Annotated in this window: 31 protein-coding genes; 20 read left to right on the top strand and 11 right to left on the bottom strand. The window is 66.3% G+C overall.

The genetic code is table 11. The annotated features are described in order from the left end of the window. The first annotated feature begins 2 nt into the window (after positions 1 to 2). Positions 3 to 1112, top strand: a complete 1110-nt coding sequence (locus tag VF329_04105; GenBank protein HEX7080175.1) for a 5-methyltetrahydropteroyltriglutamate--homocysteine S-methyltransferase — start codon at positions 3 to 5, stop codon at positions 1110 to 1112. A gap of 37 nt (positions 1113 to 1149) precedes the next feature. Here the strand turns inward: VF329_04105 and VF329_04110 are convergent, their stop codons facing one another. The 5 genes from VF329_04110 to VF329_04130 form a co-directional block, all read right to left on the bottom strand. Beyond that, on the bottom strand, positions 1150 to 1512 hold the full coding sequence (locus VF329_04110) for a hypothetical protein (GenBank protein ID HEX7080176.1): 363 nt from the start codon (positions 1510 to 1512) through the stop codon (positions 1150 to 1152). A gap of 179 nt (positions 1513 to 1691) precedes the next feature. Continuing rightward, a complete protein-coding gene (locus VF329_04115) occupies positions 1692 to 2726 on the bottom strand; it encodes an amidohydrolase family protein (protein ID HEX7080177.1) in 1035 nt (344 codons plus the stop codon). 106 nt (positions 2727 to 2832) lie between these two features. After that, positions 2833 to 3624 (bottom strand): hypothetical protein, encoded by a 792-nt coding sequence (locus VF329_04120; GenBank protein ID HEX7080178.1) that lies wholly within the window; start codon positions 3622 to 3624, stop codon positions 2833 to 2835. A gap of 71 nt (positions 3625 to 3695) precedes the next feature. Continuing rightward, complete coding sequence (locus VF329_04125; GenBank protein ID HEX7080179.1) at positions 3696 to 4124, bottom strand: DUF6152 family protein; 429 nt, start codon at positions 4122 to 4124, stop codon at positions 3696 to 3698. A gap of 230 nt (positions 4125 to 4354) precedes the next feature. After that, positions 4355 to 5305, bottom strand: coding sequence for a LysR family transcriptional regulator (locus VF329_04130; protein ID HEX7080180.1), 951 nt, complete (start codon positions 5303 to 5305; stop codon positions 4355 to 4357). A 249-nt stretch (positions 5306 to 5554) separates the two neighbouring features. Here VF329_04130 and VF329_04135 point away from each other — a divergent pair, with 249 nt between their 5' ends. Genes VF329_04135 through VF329_04145 form a run of 3 tightly spaced genes read left to right on the top strand, consistent with a single transcriptional unit; the run spans position 5555 to position 9132 of the window. Continuing rightward, a complete protein-coding gene (locus VF329_04135) occupies positions 5555 to 6823 on the top strand; it encodes an MFS transporter (GenBank protein ID HEX7080181.1) in 1269 nt (422 codons plus the stop codon). Between the two features lie 16 nt (positions 6824 to 6839). After that, a complete protein-coding gene (locus VF329_04140) occupies positions 6840 to 8678 on the top strand; it encodes a thiamine pyrophosphate-dependent enzyme (GenBank protein ID HEX7080182.1) in 1839 nt (612 codons plus the stop codon). A 7-nt stretch (positions 8679 to 8685) separates the two neighbouring features. Then, positions 8686 to 9132, top strand: coding sequence for a cytochrome c (locus tag VF329_04145; protein ID HEX7080183.1), 447 nt, complete (start codon positions 8686 to 8688; stop codon positions 9130 to 9132). Positions 9133 to 9219: 87 nt separating this feature from the next. Here VF329_04145 and VF329_04150 read toward each other — a convergent pair whose 3' ends face one another. The 4 genes from VF329_04150 to VF329_04165 all read right to left on the bottom strand — a co-directional run bounded on the left by VF329_04150 (position 9220) and on the right by VF329_04165 (position 11775). Beyond that, positions 9220 to 10041, bottom strand: coding sequence for a hypothetical protein (locus VF329_04150; protein HEX7080184.1), 822 nt, complete (start codon positions 10039 to 10041; stop codon positions 9220 to 9222). 16 nt (positions 10042 to 10057) lie between these two features. After that, positions 10058 to 10474: a DUF6152 family protein gene (locus VF329_04155; GenBank protein HEX7080185.1), complete on the bottom strand. Its 417-nt coding sequence runs from the start codon at positions 10472 to 10474 to the stop codon at positions 10058 to 10060. Positions 10475 to 10559: 85 nt separating this feature from the next. After that, positions 10560 to 11381: a hypothetical protein gene (locus tag VF329_04160; GenBank protein HEX7080186.1), complete on the bottom strand. Its 822-nt coding sequence runs from the start codon at positions 11379 to 11381 to the stop codon at positions 10560 to 10562. 4 nt (positions 11382 to 11385) lie between these two features. After that, complete coding sequence (locus VF329_04165) at positions 11386 to 11775, bottom strand: hypothetical protein (protein HEX7080187.1); 390 nt, start codon at positions 11773 to 11775, stop codon at positions 11386 to 11388. Positions 11776 to 12131: 356 nt separating this feature from the next. Between VF329_04165 and VF329_04170 the strand changes: the two genes are divergently transcribed. From VF329_04170 to VF329_04200, 7 genes are all read left to right on the top strand, one after another. Next, positions 12132 to 14909 carry a TonB-dependent receptor gene (locus tag VF329_04170; GenBank protein ID HEX7080188.1) on the top strand — a complete coding sequence of 926 codons (2778 nt, stop codon included), beginning with the start codon at positions 12132 to 12134 and terminating at the stop codon, positions 14907 to 14909. 171 nt (positions 14910 to 15080) lie between these two features. Then, a complete protein-coding gene (locus VF329_04175; protein ID HEX7080189.1) occupies positions 15081 to 15821 on the top strand; it encodes a DUF1538 family protein in 741 nt (246 codons plus the stop codon). Beyond that, positions 15821 to 16582 carry a DUF1538 domain-containing protein gene (locus VF329_04180; protein HEX7080190.1) on the top strand — a complete coding sequence of 254 codons (762 nt, stop codon included), beginning with the start codon at positions 15821 to 15823 and terminating at the stop codon, positions 16580 to 16582. Before VF329_04175 ends, VF329_04180 begins: the two co-directional genes overlap by 1 nt. Next, complete coding sequence (locus VF329_04185) at positions 16572 to 16922, top strand: P-II family nitrogen regulator (GenBank protein ID HEX7080191.1); 351 nt, start codon at positions 16572 to 16574, stop codon at positions 16920 to 16922. The genes VF329_04180 and VF329_04185 overlap by 11 nt, the downstream gene beginning before the upstream one ends. Positions 16923 to 17095: 173 nt before the next feature. Beyond that, positions 17096 to 17605, top strand: a complete 510-nt coding sequence (locus VF329_04190) for a hypothetical protein (GenBank protein HEX7080192.1) — start codon at positions 17096 to 17098, stop codon at positions 17603 to 17605. 48 nt (positions 17606 to 17653) lie between these two features. Then, positions 17654 to 18100: a YetF domain-containing protein gene (locus tag VF329_04195; protein HEX7080193.1), complete on the top strand. Its 447-nt coding sequence runs from the start codon at positions 17654 to 17656 to the stop codon at positions 18098 to 18100. Positions 18101 to 18227: 127 nt separating this feature from the next. After that, positions 18228 to 18482, top strand: a complete 255-nt coding sequence (locus tag VF329_04200) for a hypothetical protein (protein HEX7080194.1) — start codon at positions 18228 to 18230, stop codon at positions 18480 to 18482. An 80-nt stretch (positions 18483 to 18562) separates the two neighbouring features. Here the strand turns inward: VF329_04200 and VF329_04205 are convergent, their stop codons facing one another. Continuing rightward, positions 18563 to 18727 (bottom strand): hypothetical protein, encoded by a 165-nt coding sequence (locus VF329_04205; GenBank protein ID HEX7080195.1) that lies wholly within the window; start codon positions 18725 to 18727, stop codon positions 18563 to 18565. A 638-nt stretch (positions 18728 to 19365) separates the two neighbouring features. Between VF329_04205 and VF329_04210 the strand changes: the two genes are divergently transcribed. The 3 genes from VF329_04210 (at position 19366) to VF329_04220 (ending at position 21154) form a co-directional block, all read left to right on the top strand. Continuing rightward, positions 19366 to 19890: a hypothetical protein gene (locus tag VF329_04210; protein HEX7080196.1), complete on the top strand. Its 525-nt coding sequence runs from the start codon at positions 19366 to 19368 to the stop codon at positions 19888 to 19890. After that, positions 19887 to 20096 carry a hypothetical protein gene (locus VF329_04215; protein ID HEX7080197.1) on the top strand — a complete coding sequence of 70 codons (210 nt, stop codon included), beginning with the start codon at positions 19887 to 19889 and terminating at the stop codon, positions 20094 to 20096. The genes VF329_04210 and VF329_04215 overlap by 4 nt, the downstream gene beginning before the upstream one ends. A 545-nt stretch (positions 20097 to 20641) precedes the next feature. Beyond that, positions 20642 to 21154, top strand: a complete 513-nt coding sequence (locus VF329_04220; GenBank protein ID HEX7080198.1) for a hypothetical protein — start codon at positions 20642 to 20644, stop codon at positions 21152 to 21154. Between the two features lie 30 nt (positions 21155 to 21184). On the opposite strand, the gene VF329_04225 is transcribed toward VF329_04220, so the two are convergent. Further along, positions 21185 to 21547, bottom strand: a complete 363-nt coding sequence (locus VF329_04225; protein ID HEX7080199.1) for a hypothetical protein — start codon at positions 21545 to 21547, stop codon at positions 21185 to 21187. A gap of 83 nt (positions 21548 to 21630) precedes the next feature. Between VF329_04225 and VF329_04230 the strand changes: the two genes are divergently transcribed. The 6 genes from VF329_04230 to VF329_04255 all read left to right on the top strand — a co-directional run bounded on the left by VF329_04230 (position 21631) and on the right by VF329_04255 (position 25024). Further along, positions 21631 to 21837: a hypothetical protein gene (locus VF329_04230; GenBank protein HEX7080200.1), complete on the top strand. Its 207-nt coding sequence runs from the start codon at positions 21631 to 21633 to the stop codon at positions 21835 to 21837. A 1-nt stretch (position 21838) separates the two neighbouring features. Then, on the top strand, positions 21839 to 22006 hold the full coding sequence (locus tag VF329_04235) for a hypothetical protein (protein ID HEX7080201.1): 168 nt from the start codon (positions 21839 to 21841) through the stop codon (positions 22004 to 22006). Positions 22007 to 22171: 165 nt separating this feature from the next. Then, entirely contained in the window at positions 22172 to 22381 is a 210-nt protein-coding gene (locus VF329_04240; GenBank protein HEX7080202.1) for a hypothetical protein, read from the top strand. Between the two features lie 4 nt (positions 22382 to 22385). After that, positions 22386 to 22748, top strand: coding sequence for a hypothetical protein (locus tag VF329_04245; GenBank protein HEX7080203.1), 363 nt, complete (start codon positions 22386 to 22388; stop codon positions 22746 to 22748). Between the two features lie 61 nt (positions 22749 to 22809). Next, positions 22810 to 24765, top strand: coding sequence for an AAA family ATPase (locus VF329_04250; GenBank protein ID HEX7080204.1), 1956 nt, complete (start codon positions 22810 to 22812; stop codon positions 24763 to 24765). After that, the gene (locus tag VF329_04255; GenBank protein ID HEX7080205.1) at positions 24752 to 25024 is read left to right on the top strand and encodes a hypothetical protein; all 273 of its coding nucleotides are present in this window, start codon (positions 24752 to 24754) and stop codon (positions 25022 to 25024) included. Before VF329_04250 ends, VF329_04255 begins: the two co-directional genes overlap by 14 nt. The last annotated feature ends 78 nt before the right edge of the window (positions 25025 to 25102 follow it).

Raw genomic sequence — 25102 nt, forward strand, 5'->3', positions numbered from 1 at the left:
TGTTGCGAGTCGAGGGAACGAATCCGCGGCGCCCGCCGTTCCGGGCAGATCATGTCGGCAGCCTGCTGCGGCCGCGCAGCCTGCTCGAGATGAGGGCGCGCGTCGACAGGGGGGAGGAGAGCATCGAAGCCCTGCGGGCCCACGAGGACGATTGCATTCGCCGGGTCGTCGGGCTCCAGGAGTCGATCGGGCTCGAAGCGGTCACCGACGGCGAGTATCGGCGGGAAAGCTTCCACGGCGACTTCTTGCGCCGAATCGACGGGGTCGAGTTCAAGCAGGTCGGCCGGCCCGGCGATTCGGGCAAGGCGCCGTTCGTCGCCGTCGTCTCCGCGAAGATGCGGCGTCCGCCGGACGGTATCGAGGTCGAGAACTTTCGCTTCCTGCACTCCGTCACGAATCGTACCGCGAAGCAAACGATTCCGTCGCCGACGATGGTGCATTTTCGCGGCGGGAGGCAGGCCATCGATGCGGTCGCATACCCGGAGATCGAGGAGTTCTTCGACGATCTCGCGAGGATCTACCGCGAGGAGATCGCCGCGCTCGCCGTGGCCGGATGCCGCTACCTCCAGCTCGACGACACGAACCTGGCTTATCTCTGCGACGAGCGCATTCGCGCGCAGGTGCGCGGCCGGGGCGAGGATATCGACCGCCTGCCGCATGACTACGCAAGGCTCATCAACGCCTCGCTCGCCGGGCGGCCGGACGACATGGGCGTCTGCATCCATCTCTGCCGCGGCAACGCCCGCAGCCGCTGGTTCGCCGAAGGCGGTTACGAGCCGGTGGCCGAGATCGTGTTCAACGAGATCGACGTCGACGGCTTTTTTCTCGAGTACGACGACGAGCGCTCGGGCGACTTTTCACCGTTACGCTTCGTGCCGCCGGGCAAGAGGGTCGTCCTCGGCCTCGTGACCACGAAGCGCGGAGCGCTCGAGAGCCGCGACGAGATCATGCGCCGTGTCGACGAGGCGGCGCGCCACGTTCCGTTGGAGCAGCTGTGCCTCTCGCCGCAGTGCGGCTTTGCGAGCGCGATGCAAGGCAATCTGCTCTCGGAGGACGAGCAGAAGGCCAAGCTCGCGCTCGTCGTCGAGCTTGCCCGGGAAATCTGGGGTTGACCGCGGCGCCGCAGCCCGCTGCGCGCGGCTTACGGCCCTAGTCTTCTTGCCCTTCGGCCGGCGCTTCCACGGTAGGGGCCGACGGGAAGCGGGTGTTGAACCAGCGCTGCACCGCTTCCGCTTCCGCCACGGCGCGGTTGTTGCGCTGCACCATGATTTGCCGATACAGCTCGGACGCCTGGTCGCCGCCGGCCGACTCGAGCTCGTCGCGGATACACTCGACGTACTCCTGCATCGCCTGGAAGTACTCCTGCGTCTCCTCGAGAATCTCGTCTTCCCGGCCCGCGACATCCTCCTCCGCCCCCGGAAGCATTACGAGCGGAGGCTGCTCGCAATCGGCGAAGGCCGGCAGAGACAGAATGCCGATCAGAAGGGCGGGGAACGTCGTCGGAGATCTCATTCGGGCTCCTCCCGGTGCCGTTTTGGACGGTTGACGGTAGCACAAGGCCCGAAACCTCACTACTGGCTGCCCACGCGCCGCGCCGCGGGCCTCGGCACCGGCGGGTGGAACGCTTACGGGAAACGGCGCTGCGCGCGGGCGCGTCGGATAGGAGATGTCGCCGCGCGCCGACGCCGCGGTCAGCCGGCGGCAGCAGCGGCCGCGCGCGCGGGATCGAGCCGGAACAGCTGCCGGGCGTTCTTCTCCAGAATCTTTTCCTTGTCTTCGGCCGACAGCCAGTCGAAGCCGCGGATCAGCGGGACGATGTTGTCGAACGTCAGCCCCGTGTCGGGGTTGATCGCGGAACCGACCCCGGGGCATTCGGCGCCGTAGAGCACGCGGTCGACCCCCACGGTCTTGATCAGCAGCTCGAGGGCTTCGGCCGTGTAGAGCACGGTATCGAAGTAGAGGCGGCGCAGACGGTCGCGAAAGCGCTCGCCTTCCCGGCGGGCGGAAGCCGAATCGAAACGGCCGAGCTGGAACGGAATTGCTCCGCCGCCGTGCGAGATCAGGATCTTCAAATCGGGAAAATCGTCGAGCACCGACGAGTTGACGAGCCCGTAGGTGGCCGTGGTCTCCTCGTTGATGAAGTGCAGCGTGTAAGGCTCGCGCTCGGGCTCGCGGGACCCCGTGGCATGCACGTGCGCGACGACGTCGAGCTCGCAAAGCTTCTCGTAGAGCGGATACCAGTACCGGTCGCCGAGCGGAGGGGCCTTCACGCCGCCGTTTTCGTACGGGTCCGGGTTCAGCACGCAGCCCTTGAAGCCGAGCTCGGTGACGCACCGCTCGAGCTCGGGCAGACAATCCTCGATCGGCGCGCCGGCAACCTGAGGCAAGCCGGCGATGCCGTAGAACTTGTCCGGCATGAGCTGACAGCTGCGGTGGATCAGGTTGTTCGTGACTTCCGTCCAGTCATGCACGATCGCGGCCGGCTTCTCGGAATGCATCATCTGAAAGGGCCGCGGCGAGATGCATTGCATGTCGATCCCGCAGGCCTTCATGTGATCGAGATGGCCGGTGGGCGCCATCTCCTTGGCCTTCCACGCAGCAAGAATTTCCTCGTCGCTCAAGCGCAGGCCGCCGCGGCCGTGGGACCCTCGATGGGATACGAGCCCTGCTTTGTACGCCCAGTACGCTTTCGGGCCGGACACGTGAGCATGACAGTCGATGATCATTGTATTCGCGTCTTTCCTTTGGCTGTTTCGAGCGCCGGCGCATCGCCGTGCCGGCCGTGCCCGGCGGAAGGACAGGCCCGCGTTGCCGCGCGAGACGCTCGTTTCGTCACTGCCCGACCATATGGTACTGGTCGCGATTGTTCTCGTGACAGAAGTACTCGATGAATTCCGAGTCCGGCTCCCAGGTCTTGGTCCACACCGCCGTCCATGGACGTGTATACGCATGCGGGTCGTCGATGGTCACCTCGTAGCGGAGCGTGTTCAGATCCGGACGCGAAATGCGCTCGATCAGATGCAAAGCTTCCGTGTGGGGGTAACCCTCACGGTGTATCCAGAAGCGCTCGTTGAATCCGACCGTGTCGACGACGAGCGTATCGCCTTCCCAGTGACCGACCGAGTGGCCGAAGTAGCTCGGGTTGAACAGATCCGGGTCCGGATGGGGCCGCCCGTCCATGTAGATCTCGCGCCACGGGCGAGTGGATCCGCCGGAAAGGATGAAGATGCGCTTCATTCGCGGCACCTGCACGATCTGCAGCCCGAACGGCACCGCGAATTGACGCGGCCCGCCCGGAGGGGCGCAGCGCACGTGCGGATCGTCCTTCGCGAGCGTCTTTTGTCGATAGTCGTACAGCGCGCGCGCCCACGGCTTGAACGGGATCTGATCGGCCGGAGGATAGTCGGCGCCGCCGACCATCGGGCCGGGGCCGCGGCCCCAGTAGCCCTTGCCGTCCTCCAGCGGCCCGAGATTCGGCGTGCCGTCGGGCAGACGGGGCGTCGGCGGCGCAGTCGCGCTCTCCTTCCCGTCTTGCGCGAACGCGCCGGTTCCCGCCTGTGACAGAGCGAGAGCCGCGAGCGCCACGGATGCGAGCCGGATCGCGCGGTAACGCGTTGAGTGCATGCTCAGTCTCCTCGAGCTTATCGATAGCCGCACGTCGGAAAGGGGAACGGCGAGGCGACGCGGTCCCCGGGTCAGTTGCCGCTCTCGGTCTGCACCGACCGTTCCTCGGACGGCGAGCGGGCGAAGAGGCGCTGCCCGGTGCTCGTGAGGATCACGGCTTGAGCGTTCAACGACGAGCTGCCGTCCCGCGCGAGGATCCCGTCCACCTGGACCACGTCTCCGATCTTCATCGAGTTCCGCGACCACCCGCGGCGCACGAGCGACACCGGGGAGCCGAGCTCCGCCGCCCACGTGACGACCTCGCCCGTCTTCTCGTCCTCGACGTCGATATAGAAGTAGGCATGAGGGTTCAGCCACTCGATCTTCACTACCACGCCGGTCAGCGAGATCGGCTTGGTCTGGTCGTATTGAGCCGTGAATGCGTGATGCGCCGCGGCCGGCCCGGCGATCAACGTCCCGACGAGGCAAATCCGCGCCAAAACCGATGAGTGAACGTTCATCCTACCCTCTCGCTTCGTCCGTCGGCGGCCTGCCGCCCGACGTGAAGGTGTTGCACGACGAATTCCGAGCGGGTTTCCCTCGCTCGGTCCGGCTCGGGCTCGAGCCCGACCGATGAAATTCTATTGCACGCATCCGCCCATCGTCATGAATAACACCGACGGGGATATGGGCGATCCGTCAGATCGAGTGCGTAGGCCGGAGCTCCGGAGAGCGGAGGGCACGGCCCGGCTCAGTTCACCGTTTCACGTAACGCGCGGATCAGATCCTCGGCATAGCGGTCCATCGTCGCATCTCGCTTATGCAGCACCCCGACCGGCGGCGGGTTCAGGGGGATCGGAACGTTCAGGCGGACCAGCCGGCCTTCCTCGATGTCGGTGCGCAAGCTCTTCGATGGGAGCGTGCAGACGACACTGCCGTCGGCGAGCAGAATGTCCCGTGCGGCGAACATCGACGCGATCTCGAAGACGTTGCTCGGCAACGGCAGCCCTTCGTGATAGAACAAGCCTTCGAGGTAGCTCCTGAACGGATTGTTCGGCGGCGGCAGGATCCACGGAAAGTGAATCAGGTCGTCGAGCGAGATGTCGTCGCGGCCGGCGCACGGATGATCGCTGCGCGCGACGATGATGTCGCCGACGTCGTACGCCTTCACGCATTGAATGTCGCCGTGATCTTCGGCGATCCCTAACCGGCTGATGACCAAATCGATTTCTCCGAGCTGCAGGCGCCGGTGCAGATCCTTCGTGCGGCCGAAGACGAGCCGGATGATCTGCCCCTCCTCGCGCTGCGCCTTGAAGCGCGTCAACGCCTTGACTGCCACCGTGTCGAGATACGAGACGCAGCCGATCACGATGTGCGTGGACGGCTCGGAGTTGATTTGCGAAAGCTCGGCGGCGGTGCGCGCGCATTGATTGACGATCTGCCGCGCGTGCCGGTAGAGGATGTCGGCGGCCGGCGTCGGCGTCACGCCGCGGGTATGCCGCGCGAACAGCTCGGTCTCGAGAATGTCCTCGATCTCCGAGATGCTTTTCGATACCGTGGAGTGGTCGAGCGAGAGCTCCCGCGCGGCGGCCTGAATGTTGCGGTGCTCGTAAACCGCGATGTACGCGACGAGCTGGCGCATCCGAAAGCGCGTCAGCAGCAGATGCTTGATCTCTTGTTGCCCCTTCTTCACCGCTTTCATCGCCGCAGCCCGGTCCGGCAGTATGGCAACATTACCATAGGTCACGAACGCCGGCGCCGTGCCCGGTGAGCGCGGCGGGCGATCGGGTCGCGGTTCGCGATCTGGCGGGAAAGCCATAGAGGCGAGGCGTTTTGGCACTGGTACGCGGCGGGAGCGGCCCTTAGGATTCGGCGAGGGGAGCCGGGCACGCTCGACACGCCGGCCCGCTCGTGGGCATCATGCGCACGTGGTGATCGGGGGAGCTTCGATATGAGCACAGCGCGACAAGAACTCGCCGCGAATTGGCCGATGATGGTCGTGGCCTTCCTCCTGGTGTTCTTCGCGTTCGGCGTCCCGACTTACTCGCTCCCCTTCATGTACGGGCCGGCCATGCAGGAATTCGGGTGGACCAACGCAGAGGTCAACCTCCTGGCCACGGCGAGATTCCTGATCGGTGCGATCGCGGCGCTCGGCATGGGCATGCTCATCGACAAGGTCGGCGGCCGGTGGACGGTCCTCGCCGGCACCGCCGTCGGCGGAGTGGGCATGGCGCTTTTCCTGTTCGCCACGAATCTGCCCGTCTACTACCTCGCCGGCGCGCTTGAGGGGTTTTCGGCCGCGTCGATCGTCGCGGCGATGAAGGTCATCGTGGCGCGGCTGTACTCGGCGAATCAAGGGCTTGCGATGGGCATCGTCCTCACGGCCACGAGCTTCGGGGGCGTGGTGATGCCGCAGGTGTGGCCGCCGCTGCTCGAGGTCATGAATTGGCGGGAGATCGTCGCGCTGCTCTCGATCGGGCCGTTGCTCATCGCCGTGCCGCTCTGGCTCGTCTTCATGGCGAAGAGTGAAGGCACGCGCAAGATCGTCGACGCCCCGTCCGTGTCGAAGAGCGGCGTCAGCATGTGGCAGCATTTCCGCACGATCAGCCGCGAGCCCGCGTTTTGGCTGATTGCGGCGGGCATCTTCATCGTGTCCGGCGTCGACCAGGCGCTGATGCAGAACTACGTGAACTTCCTGCGTTTCGACCGCGGCATGGATCTGCAGACGACGATCTCGTGGGCGGGCAGCCTGCTCGCGATCATCGGTGTGCTCGCGAAGGTCGGCTCCGGATGGTTCTACGACCGCTTCTCGATCCGCGGGATCGCGTTCTTCTATCTGCTTTGCGGAATTTCGATCTTCCTCGGCTTGCCGGTCGTCGGCATCGGCACCTTGTTGCTGTTCATCGTCGTGCGCGGGGTCGCGCACGGCGGGCTGATCGTCGACGTGCCGATTCTCACGAAGCATTACTTCGGCATGGAACGGATCGGCATGACGATGGGGATCATGTCGGTGTGCGTGAACCTCGGCTTCGCTGCCGGGCCGCCGGTTTTCGGCTGGTTTGCGGACACCTACGGCAACTTCACCTCCGGCATGATCGTGTTCGGGACGATCTCGACGCTTGCGACCTTGACGATCTGGTGGGTCAAGCCGCGCTACTGGGTCTCGCCGGCCGAGCGGGCCGTCGTGCGCGCCGAGCCGAGCGTTGCCGTCGGACGGTAGTCACGAGCCGGAAGGAGTGTCGAGCCGGCGTGGGTTTCTGAAGGGCGTCGCCGCCGGTGCGGCGGCCGCGGTGGCCGCAGGGCGGCCGGCCGACGAGGCCGGGGCGCAGCCGGCGCCTCCCGCGCCGGCCGCACCGCTTCCTTCCGACGCCGACGTCGCGGCCGAGACCGGCGGCCGATTGCCTCCGCTTCCGCCGATCATCGTCGAGCGCCCCCAGTCCGACTTCATGGTCGACGTCATCAAGTCGCTCGGCATCGAGTATGCCGCGGCGAATCCGGGCTCGAGCTTCGACTCCCTGCAAGAGTCGATCATCAATTACGGCGACAACACGAGCCCCGAGTTCCTCACCTGCTGCCATGAGGAGTCGTCCGTCGCGATGGCGCACGGCTACGCGAAGATCGAGGGCAAGCCGATGGCCGCGCTGCTGCATGGGACGATCGGCATTCAGCACGCCTCGATGGCGATCTATAACGCATACGGCGACCGCGTGCCGGTCTACTTGATCGCCGGGCTCGGACGAGATGCCGTGCGGGCCCATGCCGCTACCGACATGGCGGCGATGGTTCGCGACTACGTGAAGTGGGATCGCCAGCCGCTCACCCTCGGCGACTTTGCCGAGTCGGCCGTGCAGGCCTACCGGCTCGCGATGACGCCGCCCACGGCTCCGGTGCTTCTCGTCGTCGATCTCGACATGCAGACCGCGCCGATGCCGGAGCGCCCGCCTGCGGTGCCGGAGCTCGCGATGCCGCGTCCCCCGTCCGCCGACCCCGCGTCGCTGCGCGAGATTGCGCGGCGTCTCGTCGAAGCGGCGAACCCGAAGATCCGCTGCGGGCGCGCGGCTCGCTCGCAGCACGGAATCGATCTCCTTGTCGAGCTCGCCGAGTTGCTCGCGGCGCCCGTCGAAGGGGGCAACGACCGAGTGAACTTTCCGTCGCGCCATCCGCTCGCGGGGAGCGGCGTCGGCGACGCCGACGTCGTGCTGAACCTCGAGACGTCCGGAGGACGCGCGCCGGAGGGCGCGGTAGAGCTCACGATCAGCTCGGCCGAGCTGATGATGGCGGGCAACTACGAGCTCTCTCCGGCTGCGGCGCGCGGAGAGCTCGTCGTCGCCGCGGACGCCGAAGCTTCGCTGCCGGGTCTGATCGAGGAGGTGCGCCGACTCGTCACCGCATCGCGCCGCCGGGAATATGCCGCGCGTCGCGAGCGCATCGCCGAAGTGCACGTGCAGCAGCGGGTGCAGGCCGTCGCGCGGGCACGGCTCGGCTGGGACGCGAGCCCGATCAGCGTCGCGCGGCTCTGCGCGGAGATTTGGGATCTCGTCAAGGACGAGGACTGGTCGCTCGTGTCGCCGCAAGGGTTTCTCAGCGGCTGGCCGGGGCGACTCTGGAGCTTCGAGCGGCACTACCACTACATCGGCGGGCAGGGTGCCGGAGGCATGGGCTACGGGGCGCCGGCGGCCGTCGGCGCCGCGCTCGCGAACCGGCGCCACGGTCGGCTGTCGATCAACATTCAGACGGACGGCGATCTCTGTTACGGGCCGGCCGTGCTGTGGACGGCCGCGCACCACCGGATACCGCTCCTCACCGTGATGCACAACAACCGCGCGTACCACCAGGAAGTCATGTTCATGCAGCGCATGGCCAACTGGCACAACCGGCGCGCGGATCGCGCCCATATCGGCACGACGCTGCGGGATCCGAACATCGACTACGCGAAGATGGCGGAGTCGTTCGGCGTGTATGGCGAAGGGCCGATCACGGACCCGCGCGACCTGCGACCGGCGCTCGAGCGCGGCATCGCGCGCGTGAAGCGCGGCGAGCCGGCTCTGATCGACGTCGTGACGCAGCCGCGGTGACGCACAAATGAGGCGAGCGGTCTCATCGCGGTTTCGCGCGCCGGTCCTCGCCGCGCTGCTCGCCGCGGCCGGCGGCTTGTCGGCGCAGGAACGAGCTCCGGCGCCGGCGGCCGACGCTGCCCGGCCCGACGACGTCGAGCGGGGCCGGGAGCTCTACGTCCGGTTCGGCTGCTACGCGTGTCATCTCTATTCCGGCGCGGGCTATTCCGGCGTCCCGGGCGGCGCGACGCTCGTCCCGATGCGGCTGTCGCGCGCGGCTTTCACGACGTATCTCCGCAATCCGCCGCTGCCGACGCGGATGCCGCCCTATACCGCCGACGTCCTCTCCGACGAGGACGCCGGCGCGATTCACGCTTTCATTCGTTCGCTGCCGCAGACGGATCCGGGAAAGCCGATCCCTGCGCTCGACGCCATCGTGGACGAGATTCGGCGCGGCCGGGGGGAAGGGCGCTGAGAGGGGGGAAGGTCTTCGCCGCCGGGGCGCCGGCGGCGAAGACCAGCCTTCAGAGTCGAGGCCGCGAAGCCGCCGACGCGCGCCGAATCACCCCTGAGGGCCGACCATCCGCTCCGCGTCGAGATTGTTTTCCTGGCACAGGTAATCGAACGGCTCGTTCTCCGGGACCCATGGGATGTACCAGCCGCCGGTCCAGGGGGCGGTGTAGGCGCCGGGGTCGTCGATCGTGATCTCGTACTTCAGCGTATCGAAGTCCGGCCGCGATAGACGCTCGATCGTATGCAGCTGCGACGTATGCGGAACACCCTCGCGGCTCAGCCAGAACTTCTCGTTGAAGCCCACGGTATCGATCACGAGCGTATCGCCCTCGTACCATCCGATGGAGTGGCCGAAGAACGAGGGCTCGGGATTCTCCGGATGCTTGCGGCCGTCCATGTGCACGACGCGCCAGGAATGAGGGGAGCCGACGCTCACGAAGATCACTTCCTGGGAATCGAAAAGCTGAAGTATCTCCATGCCGTAAGGCGTGTGGAACATTCGCGCGCCGCCGGACGGCATGCAGCGCGTGTGCGGGTCGTCCTTCGTGAACGTCGCCTGCCGGTAGTCGTACAGCGCGCGTGCCCACGGCTGGAACGGCACCTCGTCGATGTCGAGGTTGGTCGGCAGGTTGTAGCGCGGGTTGTCGATCGCGCCCTCGCGATTGTTGTTGAAGAGCGTGGCACCGGCGCGCCCGTCCCAGTTGCCGACCTCGCCCGGCGGGCCGGTGAAGCTGATAATGCCGTTCGGCCAGTGGGGCGCCGGCCGCGGCTTCTCCGCGTCGCGGTCCTGGGCGTGGACGGCCGCGACGGCGAGACCGCCGGCGACGAGGGCGACGGCCGTTGCGGCGCGCGTGCTCGAACGCTGCATCACGTCGTGCCTCCGAAAGTCAGTTGCCGGTGATCGTCTGGCCTTCGCTCGACGCGGCGCCGAGCACCTGGCCGGTGGCCGTCATCATCACGCGCCGGGCGTTCGCCGTGAGACTGCCGTCGCGCGCCCGAGTCCCCTCGACCTGGACGATGTCGCCGATGTTCATCGAGTTTCGCTTCCAGCCGCGGCGTTGCAGCATGTGTGGAGGGCCCATTTCGAAGGCCCAGTTTTCGATCTCGCCCGTCTCCTCGTTCGTGACGTCGATATAAAAGTAGACGTGCGGATTCAGCCACTCGATCTTCGTGACCACACCGGTCAGCGTGATCGGCTGATTCGAGTCGTACTGTGAACGGAACGAATGATGCGCGAGCGCCGGGGCCGCGACAGCCGCCGCGAGCAAAGCGCCGATAACGAGTCGAAAGCCGTTTCGTATCATTTTTTTGCCTCCTCGTGCCCGAGAGGAGCTCGTGACCGACGGGAGCGCCGCCCCCGCCCGATTCACGCCGTTCGCTCCGACACGGTCAACTTTGATCCTCGCAGAACCGCTCCTCGATCTCGCCGCCCTCGACCCAATCGACCGTCCACTCCGCCGTCCACGGGCGGGTGTAGGTGTACGGGTCGTCGATCGTGACCTCGTACTTCAGCGTGTCGAAATCGGGACGCGAGAAGCGCTCGACGAGGCGCAGTGCCTCCGTGTGCGGCAGCCCGCCGTTCGAGAACCAGAACCGGGCATTGAAGCCGCTCGATTCCACGACCAGCGTGTCGCCTTCCCACCGGCCGGTGGAATGGCCGTAGTAGGTGCCCACGACCTCCTCGGGATTCGGCGCCTCGCGGCCGTCCATGTGGATCAGGCGCCAGTTGCGGTTGCCGCCGCCGAACAGGATGTAGACGCGATCGTAGTGACGGTCCTGAACGATGCGGAATCCTCCGGGCGTATGCAGGTGGCGCGGGCCGGCCGGCGAGATGCAGTACTTCTTCACCGGATCGTCCTTCAGCCCGTTCTGTTGCCGGTAACGGTAGAGCGCCTCCGCCCACGGCCGGAACGGCGCGACCTTGCTCGCGTCGCCGATGTCGGCGAGCAGGCCGTTCTCGTCCATCTCCACCTCGACGCCCCGCTCGAACAGCGAGCTGACGCTCGCCGGGCCCCAGTAGCCCTTCTCGCCGGGCGGCCGATCGAAACGGACCGTGCCGTCCGGGAAACGCGGCGTGGGACGGCTGCCGTGCTCGGCGGCTTCGGGCGAGCCGGCGGCGGGCTGCGCGGCCGCGTCGGATGGCGAGGCCGTCGCGGCCAGCACGAGAGCGGCCGTGCCGGCGATCGCCGCTTCGGTCAAGACGGTTCGCACGGCGTCATTCCCGCGTGATCTTGAAAGGATATCGCTCGCTTCCGACGGTCCACGTGCCCTCGACGTAGCGGTTGTAGGACCCAATGTCCTTCAGTTGCCCTTCGATGCGAATGGGCTCGGAGTCGGCGCCTTGCGCCTCGATCCGCACGGTCCACGTTTCGGGCTCGAGCACCGCCGACGTGAACGGGACCGCCCGCGGTCCGGGATTGATCATGCCCTCGATGCGTTCGCCGTCCCATTCCATTGCGATGACGACGACATTGCCGGATCCCCATTCGCCGCGCCACGTGCCGTCGAGCGGAAAGCCCTCCTGGGCGTCGACGAAAGAGGCGGCGAGCAGCGTAGCGAGCACGGGCGCGAAGCGACGAGCGAGCAAGTTCCTCGATAGTCTCATGAAGGCGATCTCGATGGTTCGTGAAAACTTCAAGCGGAAGCGCGTACGCGGCCGAACGCGGCCGGTAGGCTCGGAGGGATGCTACGAACGCGAGCGGACGTGTGCCAGTGCCGATTCAGCGACGGTATGTGGCGTTCTTCCCATACTGAAGGGCGGCGCCGGCAAACGGCCAATCCCAAGGCGCGGGGCCGCGTAGCGCCCGGTTGTGATGGAAACGCCACGCCACTGCCGCACTTCTTCACATCGCCCGTCGAGACTGTTGCCCTAGAATGCCGCAGCAAACGCCTCGGACACCGGGCTGGGCGGCGCCGCCTGCCGGCTTGCAGCCCGAGCGACACAAGGGAGGGGGGACCATCATGAATGCAGCGGAGCTTCGCTATCGCACTCTGGCGTCCGCCGTGGCCGTCGTCTGCGCCGGCCTGGTCGGGATTCCCGCGCACGCTCAGCAAGAGCAGCTCGAGGAGGTCGTCGTCACCGGGTCCTCGATCCGCAGGCAGGCCGACTTCGCGCAGCCGGTTCAGATCATCGACAACACCGAGATCCAGCTTCAGCAAAGCAACTCGTTGGCGGAGATGTTCAAGGTCATGCCGCAGGTCGTCGGAGGCATCGCGACGATCAACACCCAGGAGGGCGGCGGCAACTCGCCCACGAGCACTATCAACCTCAGAGGCCTCGGCAACCGCAGCACGCTGGTTCTGCTGAACGGGCGAAGGCAGACGATCGACGGCAGCGGCACCGGCGTCGACGTGAACAACATGGCGCCGTCCATCATGATCGAGCGCATCGAGATGCTGCTCGACGGCGCTTCGGCGATCTACGGAAGCGATGCGGTCGCGGGCGTCGTCAACTACATCACGCGCGACAACTTCGAGGGCAGCGAAGTCCGTCTGGACATGCAGCAGATCGAGGCTTCGGAGGAAGGCGGCGATTTCAGCTTCGGCTTCATCACCGGCTCCCAGAGCGACGACTCGGGGGTCGTCGCCGGCATCGAGTTCAAGAAGACCTCGTTGATTCTGGCCGAGGATCTGTGGGACCGCGAGAGGCTCGCGAACACGCTGATCTCGAGCTTCGCAAACCCGGGCTCGTTCGTCCCGGGAGAGGTCGGATCGCCCGTCGCCGGCCGTTTCCCGGACCCGCTCTGCGAGGACCCGCGTCTCGCGGGGCCGAGCGGGCTGCGCGCGGGCGTGATCAACGGCGACGCGTGCGGGCAGGTGAACTCGCTCGGGCGAACGATGCAGCCGGATTCCGAGCAGTGGAACGGCCTCGCGCTGATGCGGCACGACTTCGGCAACGGGATCACGGCCAACGGCGAGCTCGGCTTCGCGCAGACGGACTTCGAGATCCCGTTCGGCTTCGTCACGCCGTTGCTGACGCCGCTGCCGGTCGTGCCCGCGGACAATCCCGGCGTCATTGCGCAGCATGAGATGGACCCGAGCTTCGTGGTCCAGCCGTATCGCTGGTGGGGCCGGTTCCTGAGCCCGGCCAACCAGAGGATCGGCGCGCTGCATCGCACCGGGCAGAACACGTACCGCGTGAGCTTGGCGATGACCGGCCCGATCGGAGAGGACTGGGAGTGGTCGGCCGCGACGTGGATGTCCCGAAGCCGCACGTTCTTCATCAACAAGGACGTCGTGAGCGAGCGCTTCTTGAACGCGATCAACGGCTACGGCGGACAGGATTGCCCGTATCGCCCAGAGACCGATCCCACCGGCGAGTTCAAAGGCGCGACCGAGATCGGCTGCTTCTGGTTCAACCCGTTCGCGAACAGCGCGCTCGCTTCTCCCGGCGATCCCAACTACAACGATCCGGCGATGCTCGACTTCGTGGTCGGCAACCGGCGCAACGACGGGGACGCGGAGCTTCGCGCGGCCGAGATCAAGTTCGTCGGCGAGCTGTGGGAGATGGCGGGCGGCGCGACCGGCATCGCCATCGGTCTGCAGCGGCGCGAGCAGGACTTCTCTCAGCGCTGGGACGAGCTCGTGCGGCAGGGCTTCGACCCGGTCACCGGCACCGGCTACCGATTCAATCAGCCCGCGATTCCGGACTTCAGCGGCACCCGTAACGCCGATTCGCTGTTCGCGGAGCTCGTGATGTACCCGGCCGAGAGCCTCGAGGTGCAACTCGCCGCGCGGCGCGAGAAGTTCGACCGGGCGTCGAGCACCGATCCGAAGATCGGGTTCATCTGGAACGCCACCGACAGCTTTGCACTGCGCGGCACGTACGGCACGTCGTTCCGGATGCCGACGGAGATCCAGCTCTTCGGCCGGAGCCCGGGCGGCGCAAGCACGATCCCGATCGGCGGCGAGGGGATCAACGCGCGCGGCTTGACGGAGGGCAACGAGAACCTCGAGCCCGAGACCTCCGAGAACTGGACCGTGGGCCTCACGTGGGACGTGAACGACAACCTCAGCCTGTCGTTGGACTACTGGGACGTCTACTTCGAGAACCTCGTCACGGCCGAAAGTGCCCAGGGGCTGATCGAGACCGACATGGCCGACGGCTTCCTCGATAACCCCCAGATCGTGCTGTTCGACGACGCCCCGAACCCCGCCGAGGTGTGCGAGGTCACCGGGCGGTGGGATCCGAACTCCGGGGAGCCGGCTCCGGACGACTGCGTCACGGGCGTCGACATCGCGACGGTGATCACGAGCTTCATCAACCAGGATTTCCGCGAGACGGCCGGCGTCGATTTCACGCTGAACTACGATTTCTTCGGGCTCGGCAGCGACTGGAACCTGCGTCTCACCGGCGTCTACACGGACAAGTACGAAATCTCGACCGACGGGCTCGTCGCCGAGGAAAACGTCGGCGGCAACACCTTCGCGGAGCTCCGCAGCAACCTCGCGCTGACATGGCGCCGCGGCGATCACTTCGCGCGCGCCACGCTCCGCTATATCTCGGAGCTTGGAGAAGGGGCGAACAGCGCGCCGAACGAGATCAACGAGCGGGAGCCGTTCACGACGCTCGACATCGTCGGCGGCACGACGCTCGGCCCGGTGAACCTCTCCGCGAGCGTGATCAACGTGTTCGGCGAGGAAGACCCGAACCGCTTCGGCACGCTCCTGCCGGTGGCGAGCAACATCTACGACTGGCGCCAGCGCGTCCTGAGGGTCGGCTTCGACGTCGCGTTCTAGACGCGCCGACAAAATGGTGTCAGACACGAGTGTCTGACACCATTTTCCGACCTTCCCGTCCTCCTGCCCGGCGCCTCCCGCGTCGCGGGACGTTCCTGTCCGGATTTCCTCCGGTCCTCGGCAGTCCGGTAGTATGGCCGCCGACTCGGACCAGGAAAAACGACCCCTCACATGCTGCATCAACTACTTGCGCTCCTCCGCGAAATGGGCAGGAACTGCCGCGATTTTCTGCCGATCCTCGGCGTCGTCGTGTTTTTTCAGTGGTTCATCGTCGGCCAGCCGATGGCGGATCTCGGCGAGCGGATCGCGGGCATCGTCGTCACGCTGATCGGCCTCACGCTGTTCGTGCGCGGTCTCGAGATGAGCATCTTCCCGATCGGCGAGAGCCTCGCCGGCGGGCTCGCGCGGCGCGGTAGCCTGATCCTGCTGATCGCGTTCGGTTTCGCGCTCGGCTTCGGCAGCACCGTCGCGGAGCCCGCGCTCGCCTCCGTCGCCGATCAGGCGGCCGCGACGGCGTCCTCGGCGGGGAGGCTCGGCGGCACCGCGGCGGATATCGAGCGTTTCAGCGATCTGCTGCGCTACATCGTCGCGGCAGCGGTCGGGCTCGCCGTCGCGGCCGGCGTGTTCCGGATCGTCAAGGGGTGGCCGACGGCCTGGTTCGTCGTGCCCGGCTACGCGCTCGCCACGGTGATCGCGCTGTCGCACGACTCGCCGCTCGCCGCGGTCGCCTTCGACGCCGGCGCCGCGGCGACCTCCGCGGTCAACATACCGCTGATGATGACGCTCGGAACCGGGCTCGCGTCCCTGATCGACGCGCGCGACCCGATTACCGACGGGTTCGGCCTCATCGCCGGCGCGAGCCTGATGCCGATGATCGTGATTCAGCTCGCGGCCGTGGCACTCGGAGGGTAATGGACTTACTGCGCACCCTGGCGCTGGAGGCCCTCGGCACGACGCGCGATCTCGTGCCGATCGCCATCCTGTTCGCCGTGTTTCACGTCGGAGCGGTGCGCACAGCAGTACCGAATGTCGGCAGGATCCTTGCCGGGCTCGTTTACGTCGTCGTCGGCTTGACGCTGTTCCGGGCGGGTCTTGCGGCGTCCGTGCTCCCCACGGGCGCCACGATGGCGGCGGAGCTCGTCGAGCGGGCCGTCGACATCACGCATCCCGGCACTTACGTCCCGATCGTGGTCTTTTCCGCATTGATCGGGTTCACCGCGACGCTGATCGAGCCGACGTTGATCGCCGTCGCGGAGCGGCTCCGCGAGCTGTCGGGCGGCACGGTCCGGCCGTGGAGCTTACGCCTCGTCGTGGCGCTCGGCGTCGCCGCCGGCCTGGCTGTCGGAACGGTGCGCATCGTGACCGGCATTCCGTTCGAGCCGTTGCTCTGCGGCGCCGTCATCCTCGTCGGAATCCTCGCGCTCACGGCGCCGAGGACGATCGTCCCGCTCGCGCTCGACAGCGGCGGGATCGCGACTTCCGTGGTCACCGTGCCCCTGATCGCTTCCTATGGGATCGCCACGGCGAACGCGATGCCCGGGCGCGCGGCACTCACGGACGGCTTCGGGCTGATCGTGCTCGCGCTATTCGGGCCGGCGGCATCGCTGTTGCTGTTTGCCCACGTCTTTCGGCTGTACACTTGGCTGAAGAGAGGAGATAAAGGTGCAATTTAAGCTGCTGATCGCGCTGACCGAGGACGCGAAGGTCAAACCGATCTTGAAGGCCGCCAGGGAGGCCGGGGCCACTGGCGCCACCGTCATCACGAGCGCGCGCGGCGAGGGCCTGCGGCAGGAGAAGACCTTTCTCGGTCTCGACCTCACTCGACACCGCGACATCGTCATTCTGGTCGTCGAGGAGCACCTGAGTCGGCGCATTCTCGAGACGATCGCGGAGGCCGGCCATTTCGACGGCGAGCCGGGATCGGGTATCGCCTTCCAGGTCGATATCGAGGATGCGATCGGCCTGACGTCGCAGATCCAAGTCCTCACCGACCGGATAGAAGAGGAGATCTGACGCGCGCAGAGCACTCGCCCGGCGGCAGCGTCGCGCTGCGCGACGCGCGCTCTCGCTCGTGCATCGATCGTCGCTGCGTCCCTCTCCGATCCCGTCCCTTCCCGCTGATCTCGAAACACTCTGGCACGTTTACTGCATCACGCCGGGGCCGCCGTTCATTCCGTCGGAAAGGCATGTCCGATCAGCGCCGATCATCGGATCTCGAAATCTCCGAGGACATGGAGTTTCAGCGCCGCACGTGGATCGTCGAGCGCTTCGGTTGGGCAGTTCTCGCGCTGATCGTCGTCGCGGCGATTCTCGGACTGTTCGGCAAGGGCCTTCTCGGGCACGCGGAGGCAACGGCCGCCGACGGCACGCTCACCGTCGAGTACTACCGATTCTGGCGCATGCAATCTCCGATGATGGTGGGCGTGGCCGCGCAAACCGTCCCGACCGGCGACCGAGCACGCATCTGGATGGACCGCGCGTACGTCGAGTCGGTGCAGGTCGACCGCATCACGCCCGAGCCCGAGAGCGTCGAGGCGGCCGCAGACCGGCTGATCTACGTCTTCGCGTTGGCCCATGCCGGCGAGCCGCTCCGCGCGACGTTCGAGGTCGAGCCGCAGCGGCCGTGGCGCGTGCGCGGCCGCGTCGGCGTCGAGGGCGGGGAGATGGTGATGTTCAGTCAGTTCGTCTACCCGTGACGGCGCGAGCGCCGCGGGCCGGGCGGGACGAGCGATGGAGCTGCCGCGATGGACACCTTCCTCAGCGCCGTGACGATTTATCTGTTCCTGCTCGTCGTGTTTCGGATCGGCGGTAAACGCACGCTGGGCCAAACGACGACTTTCGATTTCGTGCTCCTCTTGATCATCGCCGAGACCACGCAGCAGGCGCTGCTCGGCGACGACTTCTCGGTGACGAACGCCTTCCTGCTGATCATCACCCTCGTTCTCCTCGACATCACCTTGTCGCTGCTCAAGAGGAAGTGGCCGAAGCTCGATCGGCTCGTCGAGGGCGTGCCGATGGTCATCGTCGAGCACGGCAAGCCGCTGGCGGATCGCATGCACAAGGCGCGCGTGGACGAGAGCGACGTCTTGAACGCGGCGCGCGAGCTGCAAGGCCTGAAACGCATGGACGAGATCGAGTACGCCGTGCTCGAGCGCAACGGCGGCATCTCGATCGTGCCGAAGTCGCGCTAGGAGCCTGGGCGGGCTCCCGGTGCCGCGGGCTGCTGCGTCGCCGGTCCGGGCATCCGCTCCGCTACGCGCGGGCTGGCACATGCGTTGCATCGCCGACCGGGCAGTGGCATCCGACCGGGGAGATACAGTGACGAATCCGATCGAAATCAACGGCATTTCCTACGACGCGAAGTGGACGCTGTCTCAGCTCGAGCCTGCGCGCGTCGGCGGATCACCGCAGCCCGCGCTGCTCGAGGTTCGCATTCCCCCTCCGCCGGGCGTGGCCCCCGGCGACATCGTCGTGATCACCGCGGCCGGAGTAGAGGGAACCTGGCGGCTCGCGGGCTCCGACGGCGAGATGTGCGTCTTCGAGCAAGCCGGCGAAATCTCCCCGACGGAGTAGAGCGGCGGAACGCGCGGTCGGCTGCAAGCGGCTCGAGGACTCTCGATGCGGGCGGCGCTTTAGCGCACGCCCCGGCGGTTTCATTCCCCCTCGAACGGCTTCGGCGCACCGTTTTCATGCCGGAGACCGCCATCGGGCGCGGTAGTCGCCAGTTTCGCCAATTCCTCGATCGTCATCGCCTTCGTGACCGCAGTCTCTTCGAGAACGTATGTGTTCGTGGGGTCGACCTTTTCTCCACTGCTCATGCCGTCATCCTTCGCGTCGCTCAGTCGCGGAGGATACAGCCCGAGGCATCCGGCGTTGTGAAGCGCTTCACATCGATGGGCGCCGTTGTGTCCGGTGGTTGACTGAACGCTTTAAGTGGCAGCGCCCGGCCAAGAGGTGACGAGCATGTCATGGCCGGCGCGCAGCTCCGTTGCGCCGATTCCCCGCCGGGCACTCGAGGCGTGGATAAGCCGTGGGTGCTGCGGAAACGTGTAGATAAACCATGGTGCCGAGGACGCGTTGGCTCGAAAACTCGAATTACCTACCGTGAAAAAATGCCTTGGGTGACATACGCTTGAGGCGGCCCCGGCGCGTGCGTCAACACGCCGCCGGAGCCTGACCACCAGCAACCCTGAACAGGAGGGCTACCAATGGCTTCAGATAGTGTACCCCACGGGCGAAAGCCCGGACCGAGTGCCCGCCGCCGCTCGTGCCTCTACGGCTGCATGTCGGACGCACGAGCCCGCCTTCACATGCTTTCGATCCTTTTCCGCCGCTCTGACGAACGCTTCGAGCGACGGCTATCCGAATCCTGCCGGCCGGGCAGGTAAGCGAGCCGACGACGTGTGCGACCACGCCGCCGGCTCTGACCACAACCGTTACCCGAGGAGTAACGATCATGGCTAACACCCGAGTCTATCTCACCCGTCTACGCTGCTACGGCCCCGAGTCTGAACTGCGCCTCTACCGCGGCACCTACGTCTCCGCCGACGAATGCTCGCCGGTCGACATCGACATGGGAACGCTGCCGCCGAATACCGCGTGGTGGGACGTGCCGTTGCCGCCGTGTCCCGACTGCGGCGGACACATGACATGGCATGAAGCCGGGTACGTCCCCGGCGCGCGCAAGTGCGTCACGTGCGGCAGCATGTTCTCCGTCGAGACGCGGCGGGAACCGGAGCGGTCGAGTCTGCGCAAGGTCGACATGCAGTCCGGCGGCCAGCGCGTCTACCGCGTCCCGGAAACGTCGCACTGGGCCGACTGGCACGATGCCGATGCCGTGGTAGACCACGGCGTGCTCATCGCCTCGCGGACGGTCGCGGGACCGTGGGTGGACATCTCCGGCTGGCCGGTCGCGCTCGAGCTGCGGACGACCTTCGACGCGCTCGCGCCGGTCGGGATCAGCACGAGGCACGGATCATGAGCGGCCTCATGGCACGCGCCGGCCGCGCCGCGCGCGAGATCATAGAGAAGCGCGCGCCGGAGGGTATCCACGGCGCGCCGGACTCGACCGTGCTCGTGTCGATCATGCTCGCCGAAGCCTTCACGCGCGGCTACATGGCAGGACTCGACCAAGCCGAGCACACGATCCGCGTCGAGATCGAGGCGACGAAAGGGCAGATCGACTGACCGCGGCGCACCCCTTCGAGCCGGGCCTCAGTGCCCGGCTTTTTTTGCGCCAGAATCGCCCTCGGCTTTGCCGAAGCCGCCAGAATCGCCGATCGCCTCCGACCCTTGGTTACCCCTTGCCCTGCGAGCGGTCGCCTGAAATCGGCTCAGAAACGGCCTCAGAACGGCCGAATTTATCCCACCGCTCGGAAATACGCCGCCAGAGCAAGCAACGGCGCGGGTCTCGGGAGAGACTGTAGCAACGACCGATCGGCAACGTCGGCTCTGCAACCAGTGCTGCGGCGCGACAGCCCGCCGAGGGCTTGAGTAGCAACGACCGATCGGCAACGTCGGCTCTGCAACGATTTTTCGGCCAACTTGGCCGAAATTTCCTCCTGACGTAGCAACGACCGATCGGCAAACGTCGGCTCTGCAAACTGCGCCCGACCGGGCGCGAAATCTCCAAGCTATTGAGTAGCAACGACCGATCGGCAAACGTCGGCTCTGCGACCGTAGACACGTACCTTGGCTTGACAAGCCTACTTGTTAATGCCAGAAATAGCCGCATGCCGAAGAAGCTCGACTTCGCCAAGGACTACCGGACCCGCGCGCTAGTGGCTTACGTCGAGAGCGAAGGCGCCGACGCCGGGCACCGGATCACGCATTCGTACACGCGCTCGTTTCGGGAGCTGCGGTATGTGCTACTGACCGAGAACAGCAACGTCCGCGCCGTCTACCGCGTGCGCACGGATAACAGCTTGCGGCGGCTCCGGCGCTGGCCGAAGAAGCTCAACGAGTCGATCCCGAAGCCAAAAAAGAAGACGAAGGACGACATTGTGCGCGACGCGGCGCAGCGCATGATGAGCAAGGCTTTCGGCAACCCGGAAGCGGCGGACAAGTTGCTGGACGAATGGTTCCTGCACGTGAACGCGCTCGGGTGCTGCGAGGATCACGCGCACGAGCTGGCGTCGCTCAGTCCGAGAGAGATCAAAGCGGGACGCGAAGCCGGGTATCTCGACAAACCGCTGTCGATCGACGCGATACGCGAATACAAGGCGCGGCTCGGTCTCGACGAGTAACTGCCCCCTCCCGCCACCGGCGGCCGTGCTTTAGAGGTTCTTGCTACGTGGCCGTCCACCCTTGGCACCATTCGCGCGGCTGACATGGCCAGCATAGTTGCGAAATAGGTCTATCCCTGGCTGGCATGATGTGACGTTGAGATATGGGCGCGGGCCGATGTAATGGACCGGCACGCTGCTGGTAACAGCCGTCCCCATGCGGGTGTTGGCGCTCTTGGCAGGATTGATCCAGCCGTACAGCGTGCTTTTCGGCACCTGCCAGTAATCCGCCGCCTCGTCGTAACCCTCTCGCCATAAGGCCAGCGAGCCGACCGGCACGCCGGACTCGGCCGCCGCGTCATGGATGCGCGCCGCGCGCTCGTCCCGAGCGAATACGTCTCGATCCCGCTTCACGAAAAACCTGCTCGAACGATGGGCGGCATCTGCTGCCGCTTCGTCCGAGAGTATACACGTTGAACACCGAACCGGAGATAAGAATGTCTGACGAGTTACGCGAGACGCTCGCCAACATGCGGACCATTTCGCAGACCGCGCGATGGCTCGGCGCGTGTGAGATGACGATCAGGCGCTATGTCGAATCCGGCCGGGTCGAGGCCGTGAGCGTCGGCTCGTACTCGATGTTGACGCCGGAGGCGCAGCGCCAATGCGCCGCGTTGTACGAGCGGAACCGGCGCCGAGGCTGATATGGACGCACGCACGGCACGGTACGACGCGCTGCTAGACGCGCTCGCCGAGCTGTTTGTGCGGCTTCTAGAAGAAAGTGAGCCGGCGCTGGAGGCCGGCTCGGAAGGTGCGAAACATGCTGAGATCGACGCGGATCTTACCCGCCGAGCGGACAACCCGCAAACCTGAGACGCCGGATCTTTTCGGCGGTGACGCGGCACCCGTCGTGCTGCGCGCACCTTGCCGCTGCACTGTAGCTACAGGCTACATCGCGGCCGGCCGTGGACCGCACGCGGCTGAGCTGCGCTGCGCACGCGGCCACCACATAGCGTGGCTACCGCGTCGAGTCACGTCATGAACGAGCTCGCCGCACTCGCGCGCTCGACGGCCGCCGAATGGCGAGCGCTTCGGCAGCGCTGCCCCTTTCCTCCCGATATTGACGCCGCACTCGTCGAGCTGATCGACGCAGCCGAGCGGCTAGCCGCGCTCGCCGAGAGCGCGCACGAGCACGAGACCGTCGCGGGCGCGGCGGCCGGTGCACTCACTACTGCAAATGAAAGGTGACGACATGAGCAGAGACGTAACAGTAGACGACATGTTCCCTTCCAAGTACCTCAAGGCGGCCGATCTGCCGCGCGCCGGTAAAACGCTGGAGATCGACAGCGTGGAACAGGAGAAGGTCGGCGACGACACGAAGTGGATTCTCTACTTCGTCGGCGAGGACAGGGGATTAATACTAAACAAGACCAACGCCAAGATGATCGCGAGCGAGTACGGCAACAAGGTAGCCGAGTGGAGCACGCGCAAGGTGCACTTGCGCCGCGAGAAGGTGAGCTTCAAGGGCGACGTGGTGGACGCGATTCGCGTCTCGGCCGTCGAATTTGACGATGCGATCCCGTTCGGCAAGGACGGCGACTCGGAAGCGGCTTGATCGGACTCGCGGCCGGCGGCTCCCCTGCTGCCGGCCGCGTCTTCTACCACGGGACGCACCTATGAGAGACACAACAACAGCCGCGCTAGCTTGGATCGAAAAGGGCCGCGCGGTCATTCCGATCCCGCACAAGCAAAAGGCGCCAGTGCTCGCGAACTGGCCGGCGCTGCGCATTACCGCCGAGACGGTCGGCGACTACTTCAACGGCGCCGACTCGAATATCGGGCTGTTGCTCGGCGAGCCGAGCGGCGGCCTTGTTGACATCGACTTGGACGCGGACGAGGCCGTGAAGGCCGCGCCGTACTTCCTGCCCGATACCTACATTTACGGCCGCGAGCGCCGGCCGGCTTCGCATCGGCTGTATGTGTGTCCGGGTGCCGCCACGAAGAAGTGGCGCCACGGCGGCCGGACTTTGGTTGAGCTGCGCTCCACGGGCTGTCAGTCGCTCATACCGCCGAGTACGCACCCGGACGGAGATCGGTACGCTCGGGACGCATTCGTGCGCTCACCGGCCGTAGAGATCGGTTTAGCGGAGCTGACGGCCGCACTCAACCGCACGGCGGCCGCTGCGCTCGTTGCAATGCACTGGCACGAGTCCGGCCGGCATGACTTGGCGCTCGCGCTCGCGGGTGCGCTCTCTCATGCCGGCTGGAGCGCGGACGATGTGGTGACGTTCATCGAAGCGTGCGCCGTAACCGACGAAGAATTGGCCGATAGAGTGCGCGCAGCAAAGGACACGTGCGACGACTACGCGGCCGGCAAGCCGGTAACGGGTTGGCCGACACTTGCCGAGATATTCCCGACCGCTGGCGTGCTGCGCGAATGGCTCGCGATCGAGGACTTCCCGGCGCTCGTCGCCGACGAAAAGCGCGAGACACGCGACGAGCCGGCGCTCGTCATGATCCAAGCGAGCACGATCAAGCCGCGCAAGCTCGAGCCGGTATGGCCGGGCGTGCTGTGGTGCGGCAAGCCGACGCTGATCGTCGGCGACCCCGGCAAGGGCAAGTCGCTTGCCACACTCGACATTGCCGCGCGTGTGTCCACGGGGGCGCCGTGGCCGTGCGATACCGAGCGGCGCGAGCCGGGTGACGTACTGCTGCTGTCGGCCGAGGACGACGCCGAGGACACTATCATTCCGCGACTCGACGCGGCCGGCGCCGATCGCTCACGCATTCGCATTATCGCGGGCGTGCGTGGCGAGGACGGCCGCATAGACTGGCTCTCCCTCGATCGGCACTGGAGCCAGCTTGCCGACGGTGTGCGGCAGATCAAGCCGCGCCTGATCGTCATCGATCCCCTCTCGGCCTATATGGGCCGTGCCGACTCTCACAACGAAGGCGACGTGCGGCGGGTGCTCGCGGGCGTCGCCGAGCTGGCGCAGCAATCGAGAGCCGCCGTGCTCGCGGTGCGGCACTTCCGCAAGGGCGGCTCCGACTCCCCACAGGGCCGCGTCATTGGCTCCGTCGCGTTCACGGCCGCCGCGCGCGCCGTGTACGCCGTCGTACCCGATCCCGAGGACGAGCAGCAACGGCTGGTCGTGTGCTTGAAGTGCAACCTTGCGGCCGATACGACCGGCTATAGCTTCCGCATCGCGACGACGGCGGCCGGCGACCCTTACACCCAGTGGGGCGCCGAGCGGGAGTTTCGCACGGCCGACGAGCTACTCGGGGTTGGCGACGGCGGCGGACACACGGCCGAGTGCGAGCAATGCGGCGAGACATTCATAGGCCGTCGACGTGACGCAAAGTACTGCTCGGGAGCGTGTCGGCAGAAAGCACAACGCGAGCGCGCGAAGAAGGGTGTAACAGATACCCCTGCCAGTGATAGCCGTAACGATCCGTTACGAAGCGTAACACCGTCACGGATCGTTACGGATCGTAACGGCTCTCTCTTAGGGGGTAGCCGTAACGGCGCGACCGGCTACCGCTACGAATGCCTGAACTGCCACGGCAAGGGCTGCCGGCATTGTGACCCGCAAATCCGCGCCAAAGAGCAACAGGACCATGAGGACTTCTAGCGCCATTCGCACTGTGCGCTCGGCGCTGCGCCGTGCTGGCGTCTCGGTCGAGCTCGTGGACGGCCGCATCCGAGCACGGCCGGCGGCTGCACTCACGGACGAGCTGCGCGCACTCATTCGTGAGCACCGGGACGCGCTCGCCGACGTGCTGCGTTACCGGCCGGCATTGGAGCCGCCGTTGCGGCTCAAGCGGCGCGGCTTCCGGTATGTCTGCCACGGCTGCGAGCGCGGCTGTTGGTGGTGTGGCGCGTGGGGTTGAGACAAGAGGAGCAGAGACATGCATTGGGACGACGCCGAGCGCGTGCTAGCCGCTGCCGCGCCTCGACCGAGGCACGCG

The sequence above is a fragment of the Gammaproteobacteria bacterium genome, assembly GCA_036381015.1.
In the GTDB taxonomy this organism is placed as follows: domain Bacteria; phylum Pseudomonadota; class Gammaproteobacteria; order Steroidobacterales; family Rariloculaceae; genus ZC4RG20.

Coding starts and splice junctions, on each gene's coding strand:
- VF329_04215 (HEX7080197.1), top strand. CDS start 19,887: ATGAGCGGCCTCATGGCACGCGCCGGCCGCGCCGCGCGCGAGATCATA.
- VF329_04175 (HEX7080189.1), top strand. CDS start 15,081: ATGCTGCATCAACTACTTGCGCTCCTCCGCGAAATGGGCAGGAACTGC.
- VF329_04210 (HEX7080196.1), top strand. CDS start 19,366: ATGGCTAACACCCGAGTCTATCTCACCCGTCTACGCTGCTACGGCCCC.
- VF329_04195 (HEX7080193.1), top strand. CDS start 17,654: ATGGACACCTTCCTCAGCGCCGTGACGATTTATCTGTTCCTGCTCGTC.
- VF329_04190 (HEX7080192.1), top strand. CDS start 17,096: ATGTCCGATCAGCGCCGATCATCGGATCTCGAAATCTCCGAGGACATG.
- VF329_04205 (HEX7080195.1), bottom strand. CDS start 18,727: ATGAGCAGTGGAGAAAAGGTCGACCCCACGAACACATACGTTCTCGAA.
- VF329_04230 (HEX7080200.1), top strand. CDS start 21,631: ATGTCTGACGAGTTACGCGAGACGCTCGCCAACATGCGGACCATTTCG.
- VF329_04250 (HEX7080204.1), top strand. CDS start 22,810: ATGAGAGACACAACAACAGCCGCGCTAGCTTGGATCGAAAAGGGCCGC.
- VF329_04255 (HEX7080205.1), top strand. CDS start 24,752: ATGAGGACTTCTAGCGCCATTCGCACTGTGCGCTCGGCGCTGCGCCGT.
- VF329_04115 (HEX7080177.1), bottom strand. CDS start 2,726: ATGATCATCGACTGTCATGCTCACGTGTCCGGCCCGAAAGCGTACTGG.
- VF329_04125 (HEX7080179.1), bottom strand. CDS start 4,124: ATGAACGTTCACTCATCGGTTTTGGCGCGGATTTGCCTCGTCGGGACG.
- VF329_04235 (HEX7080201.1), top strand. CDS start 21,839: ATGGACGCACGCACGGCACGGTACGACGCGCTGCTAGACGCGCTCGCC.
- VF329_04120 (HEX7080178.1), bottom strand. CDS start 3,624: ATGCACTCAACGCGTTACCGCGCGATCCGGCTCGCATCCGTGGCGCTC.
- VF329_04155 (HEX7080185.1), bottom strand. CDS start 10,474: ATGATACGAAACGGCTTTCGACTCGTTATCGGCGCTTTGCTCGCGGCG.
- VF329_04110 (HEX7080176.1), bottom strand. CDS start 1,512: ATGAGATCTCCGACGACGTTCCCCGCCCTTCTGATCGGCATTCTGTCT.
- VF329_04145 (HEX7080183.1), top strand. CDS start 8,686: ATGAGGCGAGCGGTCTCATCGCGGTTTCGCGCGCCGGTCCTCGCCGCG.
- VF329_04180 (HEX7080190.1), top strand. CDS start 15,821: ATGGACTTACTGCGCACCCTGGCGCTGGAGGCCCTCGGCACGACGCGC.
- VF329_04165 (HEX7080187.1), bottom strand. CDS start 11,775: ATGAGACTATCGAGGAACTTGCTCGCTCGTCGCTTCGCGCCCGTGCTC.
- VF329_04135 (HEX7080181.1), top strand. CDS start 5,555: ATGAGCACAGCGCGACAAGAACTCGCCGCGAATTGGCCGATGATGGTC.
- VF329_04240 (HEX7080202.1), top strand. CDS start 22,172: ATGAACGAGCTCGCCGCACTCGCGCGCTCGACGGCCGCCGAATGGCGA.
- VF329_04245 (HEX7080203.1), top strand. CDS start 22,386: ATGAGCAGAGACGTAACAGTAGACGACATGTTCCCTTCCAAGTACCTC.
- VF329_04130 (HEX7080180.1), bottom strand. CDS start 5,305: ATGAAAGCGGTGAAGAAGGGGCAACAAGAGATCAAGCATCTGCTGCTG.
- VF329_04220 (HEX7080198.1), top strand. CDS start 20,642: ATGCCGAAGAAGCTCGACTTCGCCAAGGACTACCGGACCCGCGCGCTA.
- VF329_04170 (HEX7080188.1), top strand. CDS start 12,132: ATGAATGCAGCGGAGCTTCGCTATCGCACTCTGGCGTCCGCCGTGGCC.